The sequence below is a fragment of the Paenibacillus sp. SJS-P3 genome, from assembly GCF_056711585.1.
Window position 1 is genome coordinate 2,662,763 of record NZ_CM160043.1, and the last position, 13,209, is coordinate 2,675,971.

The following is a 13,209-nucleotide window of genomic DNA, read 5'->3' on the forward strand; positions in this document are numbered from 1 at the left end:
CCTAATCCAAGGAGGAAAGAACAAATGAGCAAAGACATCATCGTCGTCGGAGGCGGCCTCGCCGGACTGTCGGCAGCGATCCGGCTGAGCGCTGACGGCCATAAGGTTACGGTGCTGGAGAAGAACGAGCGCGCGGGCGGCAAGCTGAATGTCCGTTCCGGACAAGGGTATTCCTTCGATACCGGACCATCCATCCTGACGATGCCCTGGACGCTTGAGAAGCTGTTCGCTTCTGCCGGGCGCAAGCTTCATGATTATATCGACATCCAGCGAATCGAGCCCCAGTGGCGCGGAATATACGAGGACGGCAAGGTGCTGGATCTCGTCGGCGATCTGCCTTCGCTGATGGACGGCATCGCGGAGCTGTCCCCGCAGGACCGTGAAAGCTTCCTTTCGTTCCTCGATTACTCGAGAAAGCAGTACGATCTCAGCATGAAAAGCTTCTACAGCCGCTCCCTGAGCGGTCTGTCCGATCTCAGGCAGCAGCATTCCCTCAAGGAGCTGCTGGCGATGGATCCGATGAAATCGATGGCGCAGGTCACGGAGAGTTACTTGAAGCATCCGCATCTGCGGCAAATCTTCCAATTCTTCGCGATGTACGTCGGCTCTTCCCCTTATGCGGCGCCTGCCGTCCTTTCGCAGCTCGTCTACGTGCAGATGGGCCTCGGCATCTACTTCGTCACAGGCGGCATGTACGGAATCGCGCAGGCCGAGCTCAAGCTGCTCAGCGAGCTTGGAGCCGAAGTGCGCACCGGAGCGGAAGTCGTCCGCATCCTCGATTCCAACGGACGGGCGGCCGGAGTGGAGCTGGCCGGCGGAGAAACGCTCGAGGCCGATCTCGTCGTCTGCAATCTGGAAGTCATCCCGGCGCACAGCTCCCTGCTGGCGCAAGCTCCCGGCAGCCGGCGCGCCGCCGAGAAGCTCGTCAAATACGAGCCGTCCGTATCCGGCCATGTGCTGCTGCTCGGCGTGGACCGCAGCTACGAGGCGTTCAAGCATCACAACTTCTTCTTCTCCCGCGATCCCGAGCGGGAATTCCGCGACATGTTCGTCGACAGGATGCCGACGGACGATCCGACCGTCTACGTCGGAATATCCTCCAAGTCGGATTCCAGCCAGGCTCCGGAAGGCTGCGAGAACTGGTTCGTGCTGACGCATGTGCCGCCCATTGCCGAAGGAGAGAGCTGGGAGCAGCATCGCGAGCGCTATCGCAGCCTCGTGCTCGACAAGCTGGAGCGGATGGGCGCCGAAGGCCTGCGCGGGCATATCGTCTACGAAGAGCAGTTCATCCCCGATGACCTGCGCAGCCTGTACGGAGCGAACGGCGGCTCCATCTACGGCACGGTGACCGACCGCAAGCTGAACGGAGGATTCAAGATTCCGAGCCGCAGCTCGGTGCTCGAGGGCCTGTATTTCGTCGGCGGCTCGACCCATCCGGGCGGCGGCGTGCCGATGGTCACGCTGAGCGGACAGCTGACGGCCGATCTCATCCGCGAGGATCTCGCCCGCTATCAGGCGATGTAAGATCGTTCAGGTCTCGATTCGGAAGGGATAGGGGTTTCTTTCGAATGACAGCGAGGCCTTGAGATTCATATAAGCAGCAGGCATGAATCCTCACGCAAAAAGCCCGCTTGTCGGACCATCCGGTCCGCAAGCGGGCTTCTTGCGCGGGAGAGCCGCATTCCGGCTCCGGCCGGAGAGGCTCCGGCCGTTCAAAGCTTCCATTTGCGGCCGTATTTGATATGGGGCCGGTTATCGATTTCATCGATATACATCCAGCCGAGGTGGATGCCCAGCAGCAGCAGGAACAGGCCTCCCAAATAAAAGCCGAACGGGCCAAGCAAAATCAGAACATATGTGCATAGCAATACCGCTACACGCCCGAAGAGCGCTATCATCCATTCAACTCTCCCATCACTACAACAGGCAGCAATGAGGTATATTTTACCATACCTGCTATTGTTTCTCTATGCATGCTTCTTTTTAATCAGAAAATGGTCTTCCATTCCATGGAGCGCTCGATATGCGTCCTCGATCCGATCTCGACCGTTTCCTGCATGCCGTAATCCCTCGCACCCATCTTTTCATAAAAGAAACGCGCCGGGTTTCCTTCCAAAACCCATGCATGCAGAGTGAGATAGCCCAGATCCTGCAGCCTTCCCCGCATCGTGCGGAACAGCTCCGTTCCCCATCCCGCTCCCTGGTACGCCTCCAGCAAATAGAGCACGTACAGCTCCGCGCTGCCTTCCTCCGCCACGTCCCGGCTCCTGCCGGCTTTGAGGAATCCGACGATCCTTCCTTCGCTGTTCTCCAGCACGAGCGTGCAGGAGCCTGAATCCGGAGCGGCCAGAGCCCTTTCCCACATCGCTTGTCTCGGCCCGGTCTCCATCGCCTGCAAATAGGCCGGATCGACGATGTTCTTATACGTCGTCTGCCAGCTGCCGACCTGAACGGCGGCTATTCCAGCCCCATCGCCCGGCTTCGCGTCGCGGATGCTAATCAGCGCTTCGGATTCCATTCCCCGAATCCCCCTCAAGTTTTTTCCCACTCTACCATAACTGGACCAGGAGGGAAAGTCTTCCATCCCCGACGCGGGAGAGGATTGATTTCTTCCTTGAACGTCAGAATGAAAAGAGCCGAACCTCCTGGTCTTACCCCTATCAAGCAGACAAATGAAAAAAGCCGACTGCGGCAGTCGGCTTCGGTTGACAGGCAGCTTCCGCTGCTGATGTGGCAAGGAAATCCTTCAGTCCGCCTCCGAGCGGCGGATGAGATCCGACCTCTTCGATTCGGCTTCCTTGCGCTCCTTTTTCAAGGCGGCCTTGAGATCGTCGCGCACGCTCCTGTCCCACATGCCCACACCCGTCCGGTATGCGGCGCGGGCATTCAAATGGCCCGCCACCGGTCCGGTGAGGAAGACAAACACGATGCCGAGCAGCAGCTTGACGCTGAACTGCCCTTGCACGGCGGCGAAATACAGGAAAGCGCCGGTCAGAATGAACAGGACGCCGAGCGTGGCGCTTTTGGTAGCCGCATGCGATCGGAGGTATACATCCGGCAGGCGGATGAGGCCGAAGGCGCTGAACAGGCTGATGATGGAACCGAACAGCACCATCAGGCCCGATGCTGCGGACCAGAAGTCATTCATCCTCCATCACCGCCCCTCTCTCGATGTATCTCGCAAAAGCCGTCGTGCCGATGAAGGTGACGATTCCGATGACCAGAATGATGTCGAAGTAGGCCGACGTTCCCTCCAGCATCCCGAGCACGGCGATCATCGACAGCAGCAGGATGCCGATCGTATCCAGCGCGGCGATCCGGTCCGATATCGACGGTCCCTTGAGCAGCCGGTACATGCAGCCGGCCGCGGCCAGGGACAGCAGCGCCAGCGATATCTCAAGCATAGGGTTCATCATGTTCTCGTCACCTCCATGATCGCTTTCTCAAAGGTGCTGCGGATCTGCTCCTTCAGCTGCTCGGCATCGCCGATGTCGATGGCGTGGATATACAGCACCCGGTTGTCATCCGATACGTCCAGCGTCAGCGTGCCCGGCGTCAGGCAGATGAGGCAGGCGAGCAGAGTCAGCTCCCAGCTCGACCTCAGCTCCGTATCGATGGCGACGATGCCCGGACGCATGTCCAGACGCGGCTTCACGATCTGGTAGAGCACCTTGAAGCTGGAGGAGAACAGCTCGCGGATGAAGATGCCGAGCAGCCTGATGACGGCCAGCACCTTGCGCAGATAGAATTCCTTCTTGAGGAAACGGTTCAGGACGGCGATGAACAGCAGGCCGAGGCCGTAACCCGCCAGAAACCTCGGAAAGGTCAAGTCGTTGTACAGAAACATCCAGAGGAATGCAATGATGAGGTTGATCAGGAATTGGGATGCCATCAGACCGGCTCCTTCAATACGGCTTCAATATATTTCGATGGATCGGACAGCGTGCCGGCGGCGGCGCTGGCGGCTTGATAGATCCACTCCGCCCCCAACCCCATCAGCACGACGATTGCGCAGAGCGCTCCTGCCAGGACGACATGGCCGCGCATCGGGGCGGATGCCCCGGCAGCCGTTTCTTCCTTGGCTTCTCCGAAAAACACATCCATGAACAAGCGGATCAGCGTGTACAGGACGATCAGGCTTGAGGCCAGCGAGATGGCTGTCAGCACGAAGCTTTCCCCCTGCAGCCCGCCTTTGACAAGCAGCAGCTTGCCTCCGAAGCCGCTGAGCGGCGGTATCCCGGCAATCGCGAGCGCGGCCGTGAAGAACATCCAGCCGATCCAGGGCTGGCTGCGGATGAACCCTCCCAGCCTTGCCGCCTGGTCGGTTCCCCGCGCCTGGAGGATGAGGCCGGCCAGCAGGAAGAGCAGCGCTTTGGCAGCCATGTCATGAAGCGTGTAGAATACGACGCCCTCGAGAGAAGACCGGTTCGACACCGCTAGCCCGAAGGCGATGAAGCCGATGCTGATGACGATGTTGTAGTTGAGCACCGACAGCACCCTCCGGTAGGCCAGGGCGCCGGCGGCGCCGAGCACCATCGTCGCTCCTGCCATCCAGCCGATCCAGGCATGGGTAATGGCCGGATCGTTCGGGAATATAAGCGTGAACGTGCGCACGAGCGCGTACAGCCCGACCTTGGTGAGCAGGGCGCCGAACAGCGCCGCGACGGCCATCGGCGGCGCGCTGTAGGAGCCGGGCAGCCAGAAGAACAGGAACAGGCCCGCCTTCAGCGAGAAGACGACGAGGAAAAAGACGGCGATGACATTCAGAATCCCGCCCTGTCCGGCAGCCGCGACCTTCACCGACAGATCCGCCATGTTGAGCGTTCCCGCCACTCCGTACAGATAAGCGACCGCCGCCACGAACAGCGTCGAGGAGATGATGTTGACGAGAACGTATTTGATCGTCTCCCGAAGCTGGAGCTTCGTTCCGCCGAGCACGATGAGCGCATAGGAGGAGATGAGCATCACCTCGAAGCAGACGAACAGATTGAACAGATCCCCGGTCAGGAACGAGCCGTTGACTCCGGCAAGAAGCAGATGGAAGAACGGATAGAAGTAAAATCTCTCCCGCTCCTTCCCTACCGTGCCGAAGGCGTACAGCAGGCAGAACGAGGACACCAGCGTCGCCGCTGCCGCAAGCAGCGCGGCGAAGGGATCGGCGACGAAGACGATGCCGTAGGGCGGCATCCAGCCTCCCATGTTCAGCGTCTGCGTGCCGCTGCGCAGCACCTCGGTCAGGAGCAGGCCGCAAGCAAGCAGCGTCGCTCCCATGCCGGCTGCGGCGGCGGCCCGCTGGAGTCTGACCTTCTCCTTGAAGAAGAAGAGAATGATGGCCGTGCATAAAGGGAACAGCAGCGGCAGGACGACGAGGTTATTCATGCTCCTGCCCCCTCAGCTGTTCCATATCGTCGGTCCCGAGCTTCTTGTAGGCCTGATAGGCAAGGACAAAAAACAAGGATGTCACCCCGAAGCTGATGACGATCGAGGTCAGGATGAGCGCCTGCGGCAGCGGATCGGTATACCGCTCCGCTCCTTCCCCCAGCAGAGGGGCTGAGCCCGTCTTGAGCCGGGACATCGTCAGCAGCAGCAGATGCACTCCGTGCGTAAGCAGCGAGGTTCCGAGCACGATGCGCAGCAGGCTTTTGGACAAGATGAGATAGACGCCTACGGCGAACAGGATACCGACGGCTAGAGACATGAACAGTTCCATTTACTTGTCCCTCCCGATGGCTAGGATGATGGTCATGGTGATGCCGACGACGGTCATGTAGACGCCAAGATCGAAGATTACAGCCGTTGCCAGCTCGTTTTTGCCGAAGACGGGCAGGTCTACATAGCCGAATGCATGGCTCAGGAACGGAACGCCGAGCACGATCGAGCCGACGCCGGTGAGGACGGCCACTCCGATGCCGGCCGCCGCCAGCAGGCGGAAGTCGACCGGCATCGCATCGCGGACCGTCTTGATTCCGAACGCCATGGACAGCAGCACAAGCGCGGACGACGTCATCAGCGCTCCGATGAAGCCCCCTCCAGGCTCATGATGGCCTGCGAACAGCAGATAGAGCGAGAAGGTCAGGATGATGAAGATGATGACCTTGGCCAGCGTGCGCAGGATGACGTCATTGCTGCGCGCGTCCTCGTAGACGAGGCGGAATTCCTTCTCCCTGACGCCCGCTCCCTCCTGCTGCTCTTCCTGGGGCAGGCGCAGGCGGATCAAGGCGTAGATCGCGAAAGCGGCCACGCCGAGCACGACGATCTCCAGCATCGTATCGAAGCCCCGGAAGTCGACCAGGATGACGTTGACGACGTTTTTGCCCCCGGCCAGCCGGTAGCTTTCCTTGAGGTAATAGTCCGAGATCGAGTCGAAGGAGCGCCCGCTGAACGCCGCGAGGGCGATCAGCGTCATGACGGCCCCGACTCCAAGCGCGATGATGAAGTTGGGCAGCCGGAACCGCAGCGACTCCCGGTCCCTCTTCAAGGCCGGAAGATGATAGAAGCAGAGCAGGAACAGCGTGACCGATACCGTCTCGACGATGATCTGAGTGAGGGCGAGATCCGGAGCGCGGAAGACGACAAAGAACAGGACGACCATATAGCCGACCGCGCCGGTCAGGATGATCGCCATCAGCCTCGATCTGGCGAACGGCACGGCAGCGGCGGCGGCGATGAGAGCAGTCAGGGTGACGGCTTCATAGACCGTTACCGGCGCCAGCCCCTGCAAGGAAATCGCGATTCCTCCCGTCGCGACGGCTGTGGCGGCCAGAGCCAGGATGAGGAACCCGAACAAGTACATCGTGTAATGGCGGAGCGAGCCGGTCATATAGAGCGATGTCAGTCGGCGCCCTGCCCGGTCCATTCCTCCGAGAACTCCCCCATACAATCCGTTCAGGGTGACAGGCGCCGGCAGCGGCTCGCGGAGCAGCGCCGCTTTGCGCTGCAGGAAGAAGATTCCCGTGCCAAGCGCGAAGACGCCGGCGGTCATCCATACTTCTGTCGTAAGGCCATGCCAGAGCGTGAAATGCATTTCCGCTTCCGCACCCGCGGGATGGATCGACGCGAGAGCCGGAGCGACGAGAGGCGACGCCGTCAAGCCTGGGGCCAGGCCCAGCAGCAAGGCTGCCGCCCCCAGTACGGCAGGTGGCAGCAGCAAGCCGGCAGGAGCTTCATGGGGCCGCCGGTCAAGGCCGCCGCTCTCCCGTCCGCCGAAGGTGCCGAGAATGAACCGCAGGCTGTAGGCGAACGTGAACACGCTGCCGAGCCAGGCGACGAGCGGCACGAGAACGACCGGAGACCGCAGCGGCAGGCCATGCCTCCAGGCGTCCAGCACGGAGGCGAAAAACAGCTCCTTGCTGATATAACCGCCGAATGGCGGCACGCCAGCCATGGACAGCGCCCCCAGCAGCGATATCGTGAAGGTGACCGGCATCAGAGCCATCAGTCCCCCCAGCTTGCGGATATCCCTCGTTCCCGTCTCGTGGTCGACGATGCCGACAGCCATGAACAGCGTTCCCTTGAAGGCGGCATGGTTGACCAGATGCAGGATAGCGGCGGCAAGAGCCGCTGCGGAGAGCATGGATTCCAGCCCTCCTTCCGATCCGGAATGGACGGAGCCAAGCCCGAGCAAGGCCATGATGAGGCCGAGCTGGCTGATCGTCGAGTAGGCGAGCAATGCCTTGAGATCGGTCTGCTTGAACGCGCGGAACGAGCCGTAAAAGAGCGTGATCAGGCCGGCGCCGATCAGCATGGAATACCAGAGCGCCTGCCCGGCGAAAATCGGCGTCATGCGGGCAGCGAGATACAAGCCCGCCTTGACCATCGTCGCGGAGTGCAGATAGGCGCTTACCGGAGTCGGAGCTTCCATGGCATCCGGCAGCCAGATATGGAAGGGGAACTGGGCCGATTTGGTGAACGCGCCGAGCAGGATGAGCAGCATGGCCGGGACGAACAGGGAATGTCCCGGAAGCTCTGGAGCGAGAGCGGCGATTTCCCGGATGCTGAACGTGCCCGTCTGCAGGTACAGCAGCAGGAAGCCGGCCAGCATGGACAATCCGCCCAGCACGGTGATCAGCATGGATTTCATCGCCCCGTCGCGGGACTGCGGCCGATGATGCCAGAAGGCGATGAGCAGGAACGACGATACGCTGGTCAATTCCCAGAACGCATACAGCGCGATGAGATGATCGGACAGCACGACGCCGAGCATGGCCCCCATGAACAGCAGCAGGCAGACATAGAAGCGGGTTACCGCCTCCTTGTTCCTGTCGAGATAAAACACCGAATACAAAGTGACGAGCACTCCGATGCCCCCGATGAGAAGCGCGAACAGCATCCCGAGGCCGTCGACCGCCAGATCGAAGCGGATATCCAGCGAAGGAATCCATGGCATGGATGCCTCGACGGCTGTCCCACCGCTCACTTCAGGGAGCAGCGAAGCAAAATAGATCAGCAGCAGCGCTGGCGCAGGCAGCGCAAGCCAGCCGGCATGGACGCGTCCGAACAGGCGGGACAGCAGCGGAAGCAAGGCGGCCAGCAGGAAAGGGAAAAAGACGACGATAAAGATCAACTGCTTACCTCCTCTTGCGGACTTCGTTCTCTACCAATGGTTCCCAATCGCAGGCCAAACTAATTGCATTTCTTGTTACATACCCGAAAAAACGCAAAAAGAGCCCGCTGATGGCAGGCTCCTCCGAAAAAACACGTATGCGATTAGGTGAAAAGAGTAACAATTCTGTTTAGTTTACCGTCCGGGCAATCGATTTGTCAAGCGGGCTTATTCCTATCCACAGAGGAGCAGCGGGGCGCGTAGCCGGCAGTGTCATGAGCGGGCTTCTGCCAGCCCGCTATGAAACTGTCTCGTCAGCCTTCCTTGAACAACGTAATAGCCACCGGCAATATCAAAGCCGATGCGGCCAGAAGCGCGGTCATTACCGCTCCCCTGTAGTTTTTTTGCCTCCACAGCGATGGCATCAAGCTTCCGACAAATACACATGCCCATACCGACAACAGCACAATGAATGTGATCTTGATGTTCTGTGTCATTTCAAATTCAATTTGTCTCCTTCCACGGCAGGTCCGACCTGGTCTCCATGCCTGCGCATCTGAAACCGGATATCCAGCCGGTATTTGGCGTCCTTGATATGGTCCCTCCATTTATAGGCATACCATTCCTTCAGCGTGGGGAAGGTTGTACGGACGCGATTGCCGATATGGAAGCAATCCGTGCTCCATTGATGCAACGTCTTTTCCAGCATCTTGGACGCGCGCTCCTTCAGCTGCTCCTCCACGGAAGCTTCAAGCATCGCCTGATTATGCGGAAGCGTATAATCGAGCTTCGAGAACGAGCCGATCAAATCTCCCTCCATCCGCACCTTGAAGAACACCTGAACTTCATCGCCGTTCCTCTTGATGTCTATGTCGGGCCTTTTCTGCTCGTTTATAATGATGCTCATCGTAAGCTTCTCTTCGGACGGATCGCGGAATTCCAGCGTCGTCTTCTCGAACTCGCCGCGAAGCATGTTCATCATGATCGTTTCGTAGGCCGAAAGGAAACCAGCCATCTTCTCCCCTCGGTATACCGCGCTTCCGAAAAAGTCGATCGGCGTCTCACCCGACCTGTGAAGCGTCCCTGCATACTCGTCTTCCGAGATCGGCTGCGGAGACTCCCTGTCCGAGCTGCCATTCGGAATTCGGGCTGTCCCCTTCTCGATATCGGAACGCGCTGCCGATAAGATCGTCGTCGCGCCCGTACCAGGTTGCTCCATGTCGACGATGAAATCATGGAACCGGGAGTGTTTAGGAGTCACAGCCCCGATATTATGAGGATCCAACTCGAGCTCGAACCAGAGATTGATGTCTTTCTCCATCGTGGGCTTGATGGAATGAATGAACGTATCCGCTCTTCCTTTTGTCGTAATGACGTTGACGGTTCTCCTGAACTCATTGTTGCGAACGACCTCGCCCATGACCGGCATGATTCCTTTGCGGGCAAGGCTTTCTCCGAGAACGAACACTTTGGAATGGATCAGGGTCAGCCTGCGGGCGACATAGCTCTGGCTTGTCATGAGCGCCGCGGTAAGATTGGATGCTTCTTGCGAAAAGACGTCGACGATCTGCTCGCTGCCGCCGCCGCTTGTGTCTCCGCCTGCCGCGCCATTGCTCGACTTCGGCATGGCGACCGCAAACGTATAAATGAAATCGTTGCTCGGCCCCGGATCGACCCCGATAGCCATGATGAACGCCCTGTTCTCGGGATCAAGCCGATCCCAGCACCCGGACATCAGGGGCAGGCATACAATCGGCAGTCCCAGGAACGCCCGCAGGAAGCGCTTCATGCCTGCCTCCCCTTGAGCTTGCTTTTAACCATGCCGAGAAACCAAGTCAGCATCGGAATTCCGATCGAGACGAGCGAGCCGTACGTCCTCAGGAATTCCCCGTCCCATGCGACCGCCTCCATCTCGCTGCCGGGAATGATCGAGCAGGCATAGACGAGAAGCGCCAGCGGGAATATGACCGGCTGGATTTTGGGCAGCTTCATCACCTGGGATAGAGTTGCCGCCGAGCAGTACAACCCGATGGCCAGCTTCATGACGGCGCAGATCAGCCAAACGATGAGGAATACGCTTTCCAGCCTCTGGATCCATCTGCCGAAGATGACGAGCCGGCTGAGCTCGAACATCGGCACGTTCAGCCGAATGGCTGTCGGGTAAGGAAAGACGAACAAGTACACGATTGTGGTGATGAAGATCGTGAAAGCGGATACCCCCATGCACCACCAGGCCGCCTTTCCCCATTGCCTCGTCTTTCGCAGCCGCGGAAGGAGAAAGCCGAAAACGAGCATTTCCGAGAACAAGGAGCTCTTCACCAGTCCTTGGGACAGAACCCTCGTACGTCCCGTTCCCCAGAAAGGCTGCAAGGCGTTCGGTTCGAAATGGGTCATCAAGCCGCCGATGAGCACGAGGACGACGCTTGCGACGATCAAGCCTGCAACCGACCAGCAGAAACGGCCTATCCCTTCGAGCCCCGCGTAAGCAACGACAGCGATCGGAATCAGCATGGCGATCATGATGATGTTCATCGGCGTGCGCGGCAGGATATCCGAGGCCAGCAATTCCGAGAACTCTCGGAGCACGAGAAACGTAATGGCAAAGAAAAAGCTGAAATAGACGAGATTCCATACCGTCCCCAGCCACGGCCCCCATATCTCCTCCGTTGCCTCGATCAGCGTCGAGCCTCCCGAAGCATGGAGCAGGACGCCCCGGATCGCCCACCAGGTGAGTGGACAAAGCAAGGCTGCGACGAGCGCGATGATCCAGCCCGCCGTCCCGCCGGATTCCGCCAGCGATCTTTGAAACGGCAGGAAAATCTTGGCAATTACGAAGATAATCCCGATGGAGGCGGCTTCGCGCACGCCGATATGATGCGTATTCAAGCGGAATCCCCTCCTTTATCGGGAGCAGCTTCCTTGCTCCCGTCTCCGCTGCTTTCATCCGTGATTTTATTCATGTTTTGCGGATGAACCGAGATAGGCCGCTTCGCCTGCTGTTTCAAGGGAGCCCGGATCAACGTATCCTTGCTCGGGCGGCGGGGGGATAGAGGAGAAAGGCTCGGCACGCCGAACCGGTTGCCCGCCATCCAGTACGTCCATAACATGAGGGACAACAGGATGACGCCGATCAGGCCGAGGAACGAGGCGCAGGCCAAATAAACGAATCTCAGGATGCGCGTCGTGAACTGCATGTTGTAATTGGGAATCGTGTACGATGCGAGCGCCGTGGCCGAAGTGATGATGACCATGATCGGACTGACGATATTGGCTTGAACGGCCGCTTGGCCAAGGATCAGCGCTCCGACGATGCCGATGGTCGGACCGATGACGCTCGGGATGCGGACGCCTGCTTCCCTGATCAGCTCGAACATCGACTCCAGCAGGAAAGCTTCCGCCGACACGGGAAGCGGCACGGATTCGCGGGTGCCCGCAATGGCGAGCACGAGTGTCGTCGGAATCATTTCATGGTGATAATTGGCGATGGCCACATAGAGAGCCGGCAAGTAGAGGGACATGAAAAAGCCGACCGTCCGGATGATCCGCAGAAAGGTGCTGTAATGCCAGCGCAGATAGGCATCTTCGGCCGTCTGCAGAAACAACGGGAACTGGGCAGGAACGATCAGCGCGAACGGAGAATTGTCCACCAGGATGCCGACGAAGCCGTCGGCCAGCTGAGCCGCCGTCCGGTCGGGCCTCTCCGTGCTGAGAATGCCGGGATAAATGGAATTGGGATGGTCCTCGATCAATTGCTCCACCATGCCGCTGTCGCCGATGTAGTCCATGCGGATAGCGGCTATGCGCCGGCGAACCTCGCTTACGAGATCCTCGTTTGCGATCGATTTCAAGTAGACGAAGGAGATCCGCGTTCTAGAAAGGTTACCGACCACCCCGGACTCAACGATGAGGTCAGGCGTGCTCAGCCGGCGCCGGATCAAGGATATGTTCGTGCTGATATCCTCCGTGAAGCCCACATGGGAGCCAAGCACGACATTTTCGGTTTTAGGAGCCTCCAGCGCCCGCTTCTCCATGCCCTCGACATCCAGGATTCCCGCCGAGTCGACGCCGTCGATGAGCACGACCGCCGATCCGACGACGATGGCGTTCGCGATATCTCCCATTTGGCGGGAGGACTCCATTTCCCCGTTCGTAAAAACGGAAGCGGCCAGATCCGATATTTCCAGCTTGTCTTCCGGAAGATCGGCTTTCACCAGCGGCGATATGACCGTCCAGCTCAGATGCTGCCATTCAACCAGGCTGTCGAGGTAAACGACCATGCCCGGTCTTAACTGCTTGCCCAATGAAATCGAACGGAAGATGATTCCGCTGTTGAGCGGATAGGAAAAATGCCTCTTCAGCCACGCGATATTCTCCTCCAGCTTGTCATGAAGAAGCAGCGGATTTCCTTCCTTATCCAACAGCGGCGGGACATGGGGAAGCGGAGCTGCAGAAGGCGAAGGCTCTGCCTGCGAATCGCCGTCCGTCTCCCAGCTCCCTAGAGAGAAGGAGTTCGAAGACTCGTTCGACAGATCCGCGACGACATATTTTTTTAACTTGGCCCATCCTTTCACTTCGCTTCAACCCCTGGTTGGCAAGCCTTCTCGAACTTGCCTGCAAATTTTGGCCGACTGGATAAAGATAACATCTGCTTTGGATGTCCTTTTTAT

Annotated in this window: 12 protein-coding genes; 1 reads left to right on the forward strand and 11 read right to left on the reverse strand. The window is 59.0% G+C overall.

What is annotated here, in order from left to right:
* Nucleotides 1–24: 24 nt before the first annotated feature.
* A complete protein-coding gene (locus AC06G8_RS12275) occupies nucleotides 25–1,524 on the forward strand; it encodes a phytoene desaturase family protein (protein WP_447664225.1) in 1,500 nt (499 codons plus the stop codon).
* 188 nt (nucleotides 1,525–1,712) lie between these two features.
* Here the strand turns inward: AC06G8_RS12275 and AC06G8_RS12280 are convergent, their stop codons facing one another.
* From AC06G8_RS12280 to AC06G8_RS12330, 11 genes are all read right to left on the reverse strand, one after another.
* Entirely contained in the window at nucleotides 1,713–1,898 is a 186-nt protein-coding gene (locus tag AC06G8_RS12280) for a hypothetical protein (RefSeq protein ID WP_447664226.1), read from the reverse strand.
* Nucleotides 1,899–1,987: 89 nt separating this feature from the next.
* Nucleotides 1,988–2,518 carry a GNAT family N-acetyltransferase gene (locus AC06G8_RS12285; RefSeq protein ID WP_447664227.1) on the reverse strand — a complete coding sequence of 177 codons (531 nt, stop codon included), beginning with the start codon at nucleotides 2,516–2,518 and terminating at the stop codon, nucleotides 1,988–1,990.
* 228 nt (nucleotides 2,519–2,746) lie between these two features.
* Nucleotides 2,747–3,148 carry a monovalent cation/H(+) antiporter subunit G gene (gene mnhG / locus AC06G8_RS12290; protein WP_447664228.1) on the reverse strand — a complete coding sequence of 134 codons (402 nt, stop codon included), beginning with the start codon at nucleotides 3,146–3,148 and terminating at the stop codon, nucleotides 2,747–2,749.
* On the reverse strand, nucleotides 3,141–3,416 hold the full coding sequence (locus tag AC06G8_RS12295) for a Na(+)/H(+) antiporter subunit F1 (protein WP_021880176.1): 276 nt from the start codon (nucleotides 3,414–3,416) through the stop codon (nucleotides 3,141–3,143). Before AC06G8_RS12295 ends, mnhG begins: the two co-directional genes overlap by 8 nt.
* The gene (locus AC06G8_RS12300; RefSeq protein WP_447664229.1) at nucleotides 3,413–3,892 is read right to left on the reverse strand and encodes a Na+/H+ antiporter subunit E; all 480 of its coding nucleotides are present in this window, start codon (nucleotides 3,890–3,892) and stop codon (nucleotides 3,413–3,415) included. The genes AC06G8_RS12295 and AC06G8_RS12300 overlap by 4 nt, the downstream gene beginning before the upstream one ends.
* Nucleotides 3,892–5,379, reverse strand: coding sequence for a Na+/H+ antiporter subunit D (locus tag AC06G8_RS12305; RefSeq protein ID WP_447664230.1), 1,488 nt, complete (start codon nucleotides 5,377–5,379; stop codon nucleotides 3,892–3,894). The genes AC06G8_RS12300 and AC06G8_RS12305 overlap by 1 nt, the downstream gene beginning before the upstream one ends.
* The gene (locus tag AC06G8_RS12310) at nucleotides 5,372–5,710 is read right to left on the reverse strand and encodes a Na(+)/H(+) antiporter subunit C (RefSeq protein WP_447664231.1); all 339 of its coding nucleotides are present in this window, start codon (nucleotides 5,708–5,710) and stop codon (nucleotides 5,372–5,374) included. Before AC06G8_RS12310 ends, AC06G8_RS12305 begins: the two co-directional genes overlap by 8 nt.
* On the reverse strand, nucleotides 5,711–8,563 hold the full coding sequence (locus AC06G8_RS12315; protein ID WP_447664232.1) for a Na+/H+ antiporter subunit A: 2,853 nt from the start codon (nucleotides 8,561–8,563) through the stop codon (nucleotides 5,711–5,713).
* A gap of 472 nt (nucleotides 8,564–9,035) precedes the next feature.
* Complete coding sequence (locus AC06G8_RS12320) at nucleotides 9,036–10,331, reverse strand: Ger(x)C family spore germination protein (RefSeq protein WP_447664233.1); 1,296 nt, start codon at nucleotides 10,329–10,331, stop codon at nucleotides 9,036–9,038.
* The gene (locus AC06G8_RS12325) at nucleotides 10,328–11,428 is read right to left on the reverse strand and encodes a GerAB/ArcD/ProY family transporter (RefSeq protein ID WP_447664234.1); all 1,101 of its coding nucleotides are present in this window, start codon (nucleotides 11,426–11,428) and stop codon (nucleotides 10,328–10,330) included. The genes AC06G8_RS12320 and AC06G8_RS12325 overlap by 4 nt, the downstream gene beginning before the upstream one ends.
* Nucleotides 11,425–13,113 carry a spore germination protein gene (locus AC06G8_RS12330; RefSeq protein ID WP_447664235.1) on the reverse strand — a complete coding sequence of 563 codons (1,689 nt, stop codon included), beginning with the start codon at nucleotides 13,111–13,113 and terminating at the stop codon, nucleotides 11,425–11,427. The genes AC06G8_RS12325 and AC06G8_RS12330 overlap by 4 nt, the downstream gene beginning before the upstream one ends.
* Nucleotides 13,114–13,209: the final 96 nt, after the last annotated feature.

Bases quoted from the DNA above. Each gene is read 5' to 3' on its own strand.
- AC06G8_RS12320 (WP_447664233.1), bottom strand. From the start codon at position 10,331: ATGAAGCGCTTCCTGCGGGCGTTCCTGGGACTGCCGATTGTATGCCTG.
- AC06G8_RS12300 (WP_447664229.1), bottom strand. From the start codon at position 3,892: ATGGCATCCCAATTCCTGATCAACCTCATCATTGCATTCCTCTGGATG.
- AC06G8_RS12295 (WP_021880176.1), bottom strand. From the start codon at position 3,416: ATGATGAACCCTATGCTTGAGATATCGCTGGCGCTGCTGTCCCTGGCC.
- AC06G8_RS12280 (WP_447664226.1), bottom strand. From the start codon at position 1,898: ATGATAGCGCTCTTCGGGCGTGTAGCGGTATTGCTATGCACATATGTT.
- AC06G8_RS12310 (WP_447664231.1), bottom strand. From the start codon at position 5,710: ATGGAACTGTTCATGTCTCTAGCCGTCGGTATCCTGTTCGCCGTAGGC.
- AC06G8_RS12275 (WP_447664225.1), top strand. From the start codon at position 25: ATGAGCAAAGACATCATCGTCGTCGGAGGCGGCCTCGCCGGACTGTCG.
- AC06G8_RS12285 (WP_447664227.1), bottom strand. From the start codon at position 2,518: ATGGAATCCGAAGCGCTGATTAGCATCCGCGACGCGAAGCCGGGCGAT.
- mnhG (WP_447664228.1), bottom strand. From the start codon at position 3,148: ATGAATGACTTCTGGTCCGCAGCATCGGGCCTGATGGTGCTGTTCGGT.
- AC06G8_RS12305 (WP_447664230.1), bottom strand. From the start codon at position 5,379: ATGAATAACCTCGTCGTCCTGCCGCTGCTGTTCCCTTTATGCACGGCC.